Annotated in this window: 10 protein-coding genes; 3 read left to right on the top strand and 7 right to left on the bottom strand. The window is 32.8% G+C overall.

Going from position 1 to position 12,787, the window contains the following annotated elements:
• Positions 1-39 precede the first annotated feature (39 nt).
• On the bottom strand, positions 40-513 hold the full coding sequence (locus tag H3U96_RS02860; protein ID WP_086360414.1) for a hypothetical protein: 474 nt from the start codon (positions 511-513) through the stop codon (positions 40-42).
• Between the two features lie 1,033 nt (positions 514-1,546).
• Between H3U96_RS02860 and dsdC the strand changes: the two genes are divergently transcribed.
• Positions 1,547-2,488 carry a DNA-binding transcriptional regulator DsdC gene (gene dsdC / locus H3U96_RS02855; protein WP_065579291.1) on the top strand — a complete coding sequence of 314 codons (942 nt, stop codon included), beginning with the start codon at positions 1,547-1,549 and terminating at the stop codon, positions 2,486-2,488.
• A 61-nt stretch (positions 2,489-2,549) separates the two neighbouring features.
• Here dsdC and H3U96_RS02850 read toward each other — a convergent pair whose 3' ends face one another.
• The 4 genes from H3U96_RS02850 to fdhD all read right to left on the bottom strand — a co-directional run bounded on the left by H3U96_RS02850 (position 2,550) and on the right by fdhD (position 6,954).
• Complete coding sequence (locus H3U96_RS02850) at positions 2,550-3,449, bottom strand: DMT family transporter (RefSeq protein ID WP_065579290.1); 900 nt, start codon at positions 3,447-3,449, stop codon at positions 2,550-2,552.
• Positions 3,450-3,624: 175 nt separating this feature from the next.
• Positions 3,625-4,863 (bottom strand): nucleoside permease, encoded by a 1,239-nt coding sequence (locus H3U96_RS02845; RefSeq protein ID WP_086365464.1) that lies wholly within the window; start codon positions 4,861-4,863, stop codon positions 3,625-3,627.
• Positions 4,864-4,938: 75 nt separating this feature from the next.
• On the bottom strand, positions 4,939-5,757 hold the full coding sequence (locus H3U96_RS02840; RefSeq protein WP_086365465.1) for a purine-nucleoside phosphorylase: 819 nt from the start codon (positions 5,755-5,757) through the stop codon (positions 4,939-4,941).
• Positions 5,758-6,141: 384 nt separating this feature from the next.
• Positions 6,142-6,954 carry a formate dehydrogenase accessory sulfurtransferase FdhD gene (gene fdhD / locus H3U96_RS02835; RefSeq protein ID WP_198195518.1) on the bottom strand — a complete coding sequence of 271 codons (813 nt, stop codon included), beginning with the start codon at positions 6,952-6,954 and terminating at the stop codon, positions 6,142-6,144.
• A 198-nt stretch (positions 6,955-7,152) separates the two neighbouring features.
• Between fdhD and H3U96_RS02830 the strand changes: the two genes are divergently transcribed.
• Positions 7,153-7,683, top strand: coding sequence for a DedA family protein (locus H3U96_RS02830; RefSeq protein ID WP_086320258.1), 531 nt, complete (start codon positions 7,153-7,155; stop codon positions 7,681-7,683).
• On the opposite strand, the gene mscM is transcribed toward H3U96_RS02830, so the two are convergent.
• Positions 7,680-10,298, bottom strand: a complete 2,619-nt coding sequence (gene mscM, locus H3U96_RS02825) for a miniconductance mechanosensitive channel MscM (protein WP_198195516.1) — start codon at positions 10,296-10,298, stop codon at positions 7,680-7,682. The two genes, H3U96_RS02830 and mscM, sit on opposite strands and share 4 nt — an antisense overlap.
• Positions 10,299-10,302: 4 nt before the next feature.
• Positions 10,303-11,151 carry an archaetidylserine decarboxylase gene (gene asd, locus H3U96_RS02820; protein WP_198195514.1) on the bottom strand — a complete coding sequence of 283 codons (849 nt, stop codon included), beginning with the start codon at positions 11,149-11,151 and terminating at the stop codon, positions 10,303-10,305.
• Positions 11,152-11,361: 210 nt separating this feature from the next.
• On the opposite strand from asd, the gene rhaB reads away from it, so the two are divergent.
• Positions 11,362-12,786: a rhamnulokinase gene (rhaB, locus tag H3U96_RS02815; protein ID WP_198195512.1), complete on the top strand. Its 1,425-nt coding sequence runs from the start codon at positions 11,362-11,364 to the stop codon at positions 12,784-12,786.
• Position 12,787: the final 1 nt, after the last annotated feature.

The raw sequence follows: 12,787 nt of genomic DNA, 5'->3' as shown, positions 1-12,787 counted from the left end.
TACTGTAGATTTTGCCTTATTAATTATTGTTAAGTTTTTTTAGTCATCCCAAAGCATAATAGTATTATCTTCAGTTAAGACTAAGGGTGGAGCAAAAAGGTAATCTTTAAATCTGGGTGGTAGAGATTGAACATTATTCAAGTTAAATTGTATTTCAGGGTAAAACTTCGCAAATTCCTTTAAACGATCATTCAGCAATTTCTTTACTCTATTTGATTCTTTGGCAATTAAGAGCTCATCTTTCAACATACCAATTTGTTTTTTATGATGTTCTGATTCAAATATTTCTTGAAAAATAAAAGAAAAACCTGACTTATTATTTTGTTTATCATCATGATATTCCCTATATTCAGAATGGTGAAGTTTCAATTCCTTAATACGTAAACCAATAATTTCATCAATATGATCTGTATAATCATTTAATGTTGGGTCAAGATACGCTAAGGTTTTATGCTCAGGTATAGCATCATTGCTATGCACTAAGGTGAATAATGGTTTTTTATATGTCTTCATTCTGTAACTTCCTTTTAATTCAGGGTAAAAATAGAACAATAAATTTGACAATAAAACAGTGTTAATACTCATTATTGTCAAGGCATATCTGTTTAACTTTATGTTTACACATACAAAACAACTAAGACTGTTACTATACTGCTATTTACTACTGACTATTAAAACCAATGATTTAAGAAAAAATCATCTTGTTACGATATAAATAAGACTAACATGCTATTTAATAGCTTGTTTTAAACCTACTATTTTGCTGAGCCTCCTGTTATTAAAATACAAGCCTTGGCTAATATTTACTATATCTATAATACATATAGTAATAACTATGTAGCTTTTATTAATTGGTTTAAGATAAATTAGATAAATCTTAATATGCTTGTTTATCAAGTTATTAATCTATAATAATAAACTGCATGTCTTAGGATGATGATTTAGATTTGAGATATATTGATACCTCGAATGCCAATCACTGGTTGATATAAGTCCATTTTAGAAGTATCAAACCTTCTGGAAAACGTTCACTAAAAAAGGATAGACTTTATTAAATTATCATATTGGACTTAATTTTATGTTATTACGCTACTAAAAATATCTTTTGAAAAACAACTTATTCTTATCAAAGAAACGCTAATCATTCTTAATTTAGAATATCAATAATGATATTGAGACGATCAATAAACTTTTCAATACCTACAGATAACATTACTTCATTTGTGTCATTTTACTAAATGTACTAAATAACAAAATATATCAACCACGGTAAAGACTTTATTTTATAGATATTAAAACTTATAAAAAATATAGATTACTTTTATCTAGTATCCTAGATAATACTACACTTTTTACAATAATAAATACTAGTATTTTTTGTTTTTTTTGTCTAGTATTTGACAAATGATCTATTGTTAACTTTGCATGAGCTAAATTGTTGCAACATAGACATCACATTAACCGGATAAAAAATAGTGGCTTTCCGAACGGTAATAGATTAGATTAGTAGAATGATCTTTTATAGTGTTCTTTGGGATCACTGCAAATGCATAGTGAAGATAAAGTATCAAATAGTAGCCGTTTTATTAATCGTTATCAGTTATCAAAGTTACATACATTTGAGTCTGCTGCTCGCCATTTATCTTTTGCTTCTGCCGCTGAAGAACTCTGTATTAGTCCAAGTGCTGTAAGTCATCAAATCAACAAACTGGAAGAAGAACTCAACTTTAAATTATTTAACCGATTTCATCGAAGGATAACTTTGACCAATGATGGTAAGAATTTATTTGCTGTGGTTAAAAAATCATTAAGTATTTTAAATCAAGAAATTGTCGATATTAAAAATAAGGATGTTACCGGTGCTATCACTATCTACTCTTGCCCCTCTTTTATTCAAGAATATTTGCTCCCTAAATTATCGCAATTTACAGAACTTTATCCGCATATCAATTTGAATATGATATCAGGAAATGCACCTATTAATTTCAACCAATATCCAGTTGATTTAGCAATCTATTATGATTCTTTGCATTATGATGAATTAGATTGTGAACATTTAATTAGTGAAACACTTATTCCGGTATGTACCCCTGATTATGCTAAGCAATTTAATCTACTTTGCAATATCGAAAATTTAAAAAAATGTATTTTATTACATTATAATTCAGGTGATATGCTAGATTTTAGTTTTGATGAATGGTGCACATGGGCAAATTACTTTTCGTTATCTTTTGATTTTATTAAAATGCAAAATTTGTTATTCGATCGTTCAGACCATGTCATTGCTGCTGCAATCAATAATGCAGGAATTGCCATTGGTAGAAAGCAGACTATCAAAAAATATCTTGAATCGGGTCAGCTGATAGCCCCTTTTTTAGATATGGAAGCACCATGTGCACAGCGTTATTATATTTGCCGCTCACATGAAAGATATAATCCTAAAATAGATGTTTTTGTACAATGGCTTAAAAGCCATGTACAAGAGTAATTATGATACAGACAATTAAGTGCAGTAATTTTATTACTACACTTAATACATTGCAGGATTATTATTTTTTCAGGTGTTTTAAATTAGGTAAGGCAATTGCCAACAAAATAATGATCACCCCAATCCATTGGTTTAAATATACCGATTCTCTCAAATAGAAATAAGAGCATGTTACCGCAACGGGAAGTTCTGCCGCTGATAAAATAGCACTTAATGAGATGCCAATTTTTGGAATACCTACCGAGAATAAAAAAGGTGGTAAGACAGTACCTAATAATGCCAGTAAGAAACCTAATTGGTAAATTTTATCATCAATATTTAATTCAAAGAAAAATAGTGGTGGAAAAATAATAAAGGTGACAATACAAGCACCGGTTATCATGAGTGCACTTTTTTCTAATTTTGGCAATTCGTTACCAATATTGCTACTAGTGGTAATAAAAAGCGAATACATTAAAGCAGCTAAAAAGCCAAATAAACACCCCGTTAAATTCAACTTAATGGTCTGATTGAATATACCTGCTGCTAAACAGCTTCCAATGATAATTGTAATGATAGTCACTAACTGAATAGGTGTTGGTTTATTTTTAAAAATAACAAAATCAATAATTACACTTATCCATAAATATTGCATAAGCAAAATAATAGCTATAGATGCAGGAACCAATTGCACGCATTGATAATAACAAATCCCAACTAAACCGGGAAATATACCAACGGCACATACATGCCATTTTTTAGTTGAGCTTTTTTTGTGTTTATTCGTTACTTTATTTTTATTGGTAGCTTTTACTATAAAATGGATCCCCCATAATATCAGCATACCTAAGAAACATTGAACTCCAGTCACTTGGCCAAGTGTATAACCTGATTTATAAGCGGTCTTGACAATAGAAGAGAGAACGCCGAAGCTACAAGCGCCTAAAAAAACTAATAAACCACCTAAAAATTTTTCTTTCATAACTAAATCTCATTACTTTTAAAACTATATGTGTCGTCAATTATTGGCACATAAAAATTATAACCAACAAGAAATATCTTGTGGCTTTATGTCACTATTTTTACGGTATGGGAATACTCAAAAAAACAGAGGATAAATAAGGGATGGGTTATCCCTTATTTATATTGATAAGTTATTACTTCGCAGATTCGGTTTTATGTTGATCATAATTAAAGGTAAAATAAAATACTATACCTAAAACTAATGCGTAAGCAGCAAAACTTAACCATATTGAGTGCCAATCTTTTAATCCATCATGTGTATTGATATCAACCACAATACCACTAATAAATGAACCTATAATCGCACCGATACCATTAACCATGGTCATAAATAACCCTTGGGCACTAGCACGTATATTAGCATTAACTTCTTTTTCAATAAAGATGGAGCCTGAGATATTAAAGAAGTCAAATGCACAACCATATACAATCATTGATAGCATCAATAATACAAAACCAAATGGTGTTGGATCACCATAGGCAAAGAAGCCAAATCTAAGTGTCCAGGCTATTAAGCTGATCATTATGACTTTCTTTATGCCAAATTTGTTAAGAAAATACGGAATAGTCAAAATAAAAGCAACTTCAGCCATTTGCGATACAGATAATAATATCGCTGGATGTTGAACAATTATGCTGTCTTGAAATTCGGCAATTCTGCCAAAATCTTTTAAAAACGCACCACCAAAGGTATTAGTAATTTGTAATATAGCGCCTAACAACATCGAAAACAGAAAAAATATCAACATTACTGGTTTTTTAAATAACACAAATGCATCTAAACCTAAACGTGAAATCCATGATTGTTGTTGGTTTTTGGTGATTCCAATATTGGGTAATGTCGCACTATAGATAACTAAAATAATGGAAGCCCCACAAGCAATATAGAGTTGGGCATTGCTTATATCGAATTTTAGTAAACTGATGGTCCACATTGCGATAATAAAACCTACAGTTCCAAAAACACGGATTTTTGGGAATACCGTAACAGTGTCTAAATTACTTTTATCTAAACAGTGATAACTTAATGAATTAGATAATGCTATAGTTGGCATAAAAGCCATTGCATTAACCAGCATCACCCAATACAGTTGATTGGGTGTTGTTACTGAGGCTGCATAAAATAATGCAATAGCACAAATAGTATGACAAAGCATAAATAAGTATTTAGGTGGAATAAATTTATCGGCAATAATACCAATAATAAATGGCATAATTAATGCAGCAAAGCCTTTAGTACTGTAAACCAAACCAACGTCATAACCAGAAAAATTCAACGTATTGATCAAATAAATACCAAAAGTTGTTAACCAGCTTCCCCAAATAAAATATTGGAAAAACATCATGACTTGTAATCTATGTTTTATGTTCATTATTTATATCCAAAATAAAGTGAACTGCTAATATAAAATTATAAAAAATTACTTTTTAGAATGACTTATTAAAAACTAAAAACGAGCAATTGTTTTAGTAATCAATTGTAAGAAAGTTGATTTAACTCGTTCAGCGGTTTCAATAACTTCTTCATGACCTAAAGGTTGATCTAAAATGCCACAAGCCATATTGGTTAAACATGAGATTCCGATGGTTTTAATACCTGAATGATGAGCAATGATTGCTTCTGGTACGGTTGACATACCAACAGCATCAGCACCTAATACTCTAATCATTCTAATTTCTGCTGGCGTTTCATAAGTCGGACCAGTCCACCATGCATAGACACCTTGTTGTAACGTGATATTAAGTTCTTTTGCTACTTCGCTAACAGTTGCGCGTAATTGTTTATTGTATACTTCGCTTACATCAAGAAAACGTACGCCTAATTCTGGATTATTTGGCCCCATTAATGGATTATTAGCGGTCAAGTTAATGTGATCTGTAATTATCATTAAATCACCAGGTTTAAAGCTAGTATTAACTGCACCACAGGCATTAGTAATGATAAGTTTTTCTACGCCAAGCATTTTCATTACCCGAACAGGGAAGGTAACTTGATCTAATGAAAATCCTTCGTAGTAATGAAAGCGCCCTTTCATGGCAACAACGGTTTTATCGCCACAGTTACCAATAACTAATTCATTAGCATGACCGACAGCAGCAGATTTGGCAAAATGAGGGATATTGTCATAAGGAATATGTACTGCATCTTCAAGAGTATCGGCAAAAGGGCCTAAACCAGATCCAAGTATAATTCCGATTGTAGGTTTTTTATCTGTTTGTTGTTGAATATAGTTTACTGCTTGTTGTATATCTGCTGTTTGATGCATGACACTATCCTTTCAAATTTAAGTATACGCTTAATTGATAACACGATTAAAAATCATTATTTAAGAAACTTTTTTACTAATGATTTAATTTTAAATTCAAGAAAATCATTATGATTACTAATCAGTTATGTAAAATTATTTATAATATCAATAACTGATAATTGATTAAAAATAGAACAATCATTTAAAAAAGAATATATAATAAAAACAAAGTTGTTCTTATTTTCGGCGTATATTATGATGATCTTCGATAAATAAAGAAAGGTGTGAAATAATATATATTGAACTAAATTTATTTTTATATGAAAAATCAATAAATTGAATGATTAATTATTTTATTGGTTATGTAAAATAATTGTTTAGTCTGAATTTATTATTGATAGCCTATTTCTCAGTGATTCGTTCACTATCGGTATAAATTACTCCTTGGGTGTTTCTAAAAAAACCAACTAAAGTTAAATTACTTTGTTTGGCTAGTTCAATTGCCATTGTCGTTGCTGCTGATACGGCAAATAGAATTTCTACACCACAACGAGCTGTTTTTTGTACCATTTCATAACTAGCTCGGCTAGAAACAAGAATTATTCCTTGTATGTTTTGCTTAGTTTCTTGTTGTATTTTTGCTCGATAACCTAACAATTTATCTAATGCAACATGTCTGCCGATATCTTCAAATCCAGCAATAAAATTACCGGTTAAATCCAACCATACAGCCGCATGCGTACAACCGGTTTGTCCTCCAACAGTTTGTACTTTGGTTAGATAATCAAGGGCATGATGAAAATCAGATAAACGGATTTTATTGTTTGATAAAAGAGGGGGAGTAAATTGACAAACTTGCTCTATTTGTTCTGTACCACAAATACCACAACCAGTACGACCAGTTAAATTGCGACGCTTTTCTTTTAATTGCATAAAACGTCTTGACGATAGTTCAATATGGACTTCAATACCTTGTACTGTTTCAATAATATCAATGCCATAAATTTCACTAACTGATTCTATAATTCTTTCAGTTAATGAAAAACCAATAGCAAAATAATTGAGATCTTTCGGGGTTGCCATCATGACGACATGAGAAATACCATTATAAATTAGCGCCACTGGCTTTTCTGTGGCTACAGTATCATCTTCAGACGGCTGTAATTGACCATGTTTAAATTTATTTACATTAAAGTTTTTAATGCCCACTGTCATGGTTTATCTCGTAATAATTGTATGACTAAATCTAGCTATCATTTTAAATATAATAACTTAGCTTAGCAGCAATAAAAAGGCCAATATTTAGGTTGGTTGATTTTGTTAGATTCTACCAATGATTAGTCCAATTAGAACTATCATATATTTGTTGTGTTAAAATAAAGCCTATCTAAAATAATTATGGTTGACAACTTTATGTCATTAAATGAAATTACGCATACAATTATGCAATTTATTGAAACTCATCAAGTGTGGTCGCTGCCAATTATTTTTTTATTAGCATTTGGTGAATCATTGGCTATCATTTCTTTACTTGTTCCTGCTACCGCAATTTTATTAGGAGCCGGAGCTTTGATTGGAACTGGGGTGATTTCGTTTGTTCCTGTTTTGATTGCTGCATCATGCGGGGCTATTATCGGCGATCTAATATCTTATTGGTTAGGCAAACATTATCATCAACAGGTAATAGCTTCATGGCCATTGAATAAATATCCGAAAATGGTATTTCGTGCTGAACAGTTTTTTCAGCGTTATGGGACTTTTGGGGTGTTTATTGGCCGATTTTTTGGTCCTTTGCGAGCAGTCGTTCCTTTGATAGCTGGCACCATGCATATGCCAGCAACAAAATTCAATATTGCTAATGTGGCTTCTGCTCCTATCTGGGCATTTGTCCTATTGGCACCAGGAGCTTTTGGGGTGCCATGGTTAGAAACAATTTTTGGCTAAACTGTGCCAATAGTGTAACTTCGGCGACCACTTTTACGACCAAGTGCTTCTAAGTTCGTTTGCAATGGCGGGAATGGTAAGGTCAAGTTATGACGTCGATAAGCATCTAAAATGAGTTTATGTATGGCACTGCGTAATTTCATTCGATGTCCCATTTCTGCCGCAAATACCCGTAATTCAAACAGTTGGATTCCTTCTTGAATATCAACTAAAAAGACTTGTGGTTCTGGATCGTTAAGTACAAATTCACACTCTTCACAAGCTTGTTGTAAAAGCTTCATAACCAGTTCACTATCTGCATCAATGGTTGCTGGTATGGTTAATACTATACGAGTGATTGAATCGGATAATGACCAATTGACTAATTGTTCGGTGATAAACGCCTTATTCGGCATGACAATTTCTTTACGATCCCAATCGACTATAGTAATAGCTCGTGTACTAATTTTAGTGATATTACCAGTTAAATCGCGAATCGTAACGGTATCACCAATCCTTACCGGTTTTTCAAACAAAATAATTAAACCGGAAATAAAATTAGCAAAGATCTCTTGTAGACCAAAACCTAAACCAACACCAAGTGCAGCAATTAACCACTGAATTTTAGCCCAATCTATACCAATGAATGAAAAAGCAATCATACAACCTATCATCAAAATAATGTACTTTGATACTGTGGTAATCGCATATCCAGTGCCTGGAGCTAAATCTAAATGTTGTAAAATGCCTAACTCAAGTAATGCAGGTAGATTTTTAACTAATTGAACAGTGATGGTCATGACTAAAATAGCGATACACACCGCACCAAGTGTAATATGTTGTTCGATCTCATTACCATTGATAATGGTACTTGTGCCCCAAAGCTTTATATTATTCATAAAGGCAAAAGCCGAATGAAGTTCCGACCAAAGTAAGATCATACTAATTAAGGCTATTAGCATAATAATCGATCTGACTAATTGTAATGACTGAGCACTAATCGCATCTAAATCAATAATAGGTTCATCAACATTATCATTGATTGCAGTTATATCTTCTTCTATACCTTTGGCGCGTTGCATTCGTTCTAATCGGCGCTGTTTAGTCCGTTCGAATTCAATACGACGTTTTTGTATCCACATCCAACGACGAATCATAAAATAAATAACTAATAAGCCAAACCAGATTATGACTGAGGCTTCTAATCTGCCCAGTAAAACTTCTGCTGTCGACAAATAACCTAAACAAGCAGCAATGATGGCTAGCCAAGGTGCACTTAATAGCATAAACCACAAAATATGACTTAATACATTATCACCCGAACCTTTCTTATCAATATAAAGAGGAACGCCAGCTCGATGAATTGAATTAGTCATAAACACTAAGGCAAAACAGAGGATAATAAAGGCTATACGACCAATAGTTGCAGCAAATTGGCGATTACTAAACTGATCAAAACTCATCACAATGACAACTAATGGGATCACGACCCAAACAGATAGTTGATAGTATTTCATTGCGTGACGAACATTTTGTTTTGCCCAACCAAAGTGAGTGATAAATAATCCATTTGGGGAAGCAAAGTGTGCCGTAATAATGAACACCCACAAAATAGGTGCGGCGGCATTGACACCATAGCCTAAAGCAACTGCGACAGGGTAATCCCAATTAATTTGTAGTGCATAACCTAATGCAGCCCACAAAATAGGTACAGGTAATGCCATTATCAATGAAAAAATAATGACTTTTAAAGTCAGAGAATAACTATCTTGGGTGACTTTACCGACTCGAGTAGCTGATTTATTTAAAAATGTGTTGTATTTGCCACGCATTTTAAAATGCACATATACAAACATTATTGATAATACTAAAAAGAATAGTGGTTTTGGTGCGCTAAGCACTTCTAAACTAGCATTGTAGAGTTGTGATAGTGTATCAATTGAAACGGTGACATAAACCACATCTTTGGCTAAGTCTAAAGGAAAACTAAGTGAAATAGGGTTAACATCAGCAACCCAAAAGAAGTAACGATGCGCCGCATCATTAACTTCATCAATGGCATTGGTTAATTGTTTATTGGAAATTTTTAATTTAGTTAATTCAAGAATCGTGGTATCAGTTCCTGAAATTAATGTTTTAAGTAGTTCACTTTGTTCGCGTAACAATCGTCGATATTGGCTGGCAGATTTAAGATTATTAAGAGGAATACTTAATGTTGGGTAATTCTCTAATCCGTTTAAGGTATTTGAATAATTAAGTTGTTGAACTTTTGCTTCAGCGATTTCAGCATCAAGTGGTTGTGACTTAGGTTTTTCTGGTAATCGCAATAGTTGTTGGCGCAGAGTTTCACCTAACGCCGTTGAAAAACTTAACCATTCGCCTTGTTCAGCAAGCGTGGCAAGGGTATTTTGAACATGTGAAATTTGGGTATTAATATTATTTTGTTCATTAATAATGCTGGTTAAATGTGATTTTTGGTACTCCATATTCTGACGAAGATCTTCATTTTTTTCATCAAGTTTAGTGATCACTTCTGCAAGTTGATCTTCATTATCAATAACAGGTATTGATTCTTCAGCTACAGCAAAGCATGAAATAGCAAGTAATATCCAACACAAAAAACCACGCATTAACATAACGTTAGATCCTTTCGGCTAGTTTTTGACCTACTCGCGTGATATCTCCATATTTTAAATGGCTATCAAATTCAACTGCGTTGGATGCAAATAAGGTGATAACGGTTGAGCCTAATTTAAAGCATCCCATATCTTGGCCTTTTGCTAATTTAACTTCACCAGCATAAGTCCAACGTTTCATCACTCCATCACGAGGTGGTGTAATTATACCAGCCCAATTTAATTCAATACTACCAACGATAGTCGCGCCCACCATAATTTGTGCCATTGGTCCAAATTCAGTTTCAAATAAACAAATTACTCGTTCATTTCGGGCAAAAATATTTGGAATACTTTCAGTTGTAGCTTGGTTAACTGAAAATAGAGAGCCTGGTACATAAATCATTTCACGTAATATACCATCACAAGGCATATGAAAACGATGATAGTTTTTAGGTGATAAATATGTGGTAGCAAAAGAGCCATTTTTAAAAAACTTTATCATATCTGGATGACAAGCAAGCAGAGATTCTAATGAGTAAAAATGGCCTTTAGCTTGTAACAATAAATTATCTTGAATATTACCGAATTGACTAATTACACCATCTGCCGGCATGACAATTGAACTTTCTGAAGGATCAATAGGTCTCGCATCTTCATTGAGTTCACGAGCAAAAAAGTCATTAAATGTTGGATAATCTTTAGCATCAGTTAACTTCGCTTCACTTAGATCAATTTTGTATAGCTTACAAAAGCCAATAATCATCCATGTGGTGACTTTACCTAAACGTTTATTAGCTAACCAACCAAATATAACGGTTAATAACTGTTTAGGTAAAAGATACTGAATTATTGCTTTTAATTGATTTAACATAAATAGCTCTCAATTTATTTACTAAATGAACCATTATATCAATATTTGTTATGAAAGTATAAAAACACCACCTTTGTTCTTATTTTGTGGTACAGATCACAAGCATTTTAAAAATTTTGCCAAACTTATTCAACAATGGCCATCGATTAAAAGTGTAAATCAAAATAGTTCACTAGACTGTCTTCATTAGTAAAAGTGAGGGTAGTTATAATGGCAAATAGATATATTGCTGCAATCGATCTAGGCGCATCAAGTGGCAGAGTCATGTTGTCGAGTTATCGATCTCAAACAGGAAAATTAACGCTAACTGAGATACATCGATTTAGTAATGGATATAAAAGTGATGGTAAAAATTTTTGTTGGGATTTGACGTACTTAGAACAAGAAATCATAACCGGATTAAACAAAATTATTCAACAAGATATCAAACTCGATAGTATCGGTATTGATACATGGGGGGTTGATTATGTGTTGCTTGATAAACAAGGTCAAATTGTCGGCCCTACTTACTCTTATCGAGATCATCGTACTGACAACATTATGTCAAAAGTACAAGATGACATTGGTCTAGAAAATATTTATCAAAAAACGGGAATTCAGTTTTTAACCTTTAACACACTTTATCAACTTAGGGCAATGATGCTTGAATCACCAGAGTGGTTATCACGAGTAACCGATTTTGTCATGATTCCTGATTATCTGATTTACCGATTAACCGGTGTATTAAATCGAGAATACACCAATGCAACCACCACACAACTTGTCAATGTGACGACTCAAGATTGGGATAAAGATTTACTTGATTATCTTGGTATACCACGTAAATGGTTTGGTGATATCAGTAAGCCTGGAAATCAAGTTGGATATTGGCAAAGTGCCAAGGGTGATCATATCCCTGTAATTGCAGTCGCAAGTCATGATACTGCTAGTGCGGTTATTGCTGCACCAATCATCAATTTACATAGTGCTTATTTATGTTCGGGTACTTGGTCATTAATGGGATTGGAATCAAAACAACCACTGATAAGCAAACAAGCATTAAAAGCCAATATTACCAATGAAGGTGGTGTAGATGGTAATTATCGAGTATTAAAAAACATCATGGGATTATGGTTATTTCAACGGGTTTGTGCTGAAAATAACGTTAAAGATATTATTGAATTAATCGCATCGGCAAAACAAGAACAACCTTTTACGTTTCTTATAAATCCCAATGATCCACGGTTTTTAAATCCGGACTCCATGACAGAAACCATTAAACAGGTTTGTTTAGAAAACAGTGGTCAAATTCCTGAAAACCTTCCTCAATTAGTCAGATGTATTTTTGACAGCCTAGCTCATTTATATCGAGATGTATTACACGAATTATCGACACTGAGTGGTAATCCCATTAAGACATTACACATTGTCGGTGGAGGTTGTCAAAATGCTTTTTTAAACCAGTTATGTGCTGACTTATGCAATGTTAATGTCACCGCTGGACCTATTGAATCTTCGGCATTAGGAAATGTTGGCTATCAGTTAATTTCATTAGGTGAAATTGCGGATATTGATGCATTAAGACAGTTAATTTCACAGAATTTTGACACTAAATTTTATCAACCAAATTTTATTGAAAATTTTTATATTAATTAAG

Origin of the sequence: Gilliamella sp. M0364, from assembly GCF_016100565.1 — a bacterium.
GTDB classification, from domain to species: domain Bacteria; phylum Pseudomonadota; class Gammaproteobacteria; order Enterobacterales; family Orbaceae; genus Gilliamella; species Gilliamella apis.
This window is presented reverse-complemented; position numbering and strand designations above follow the sequence as displayed.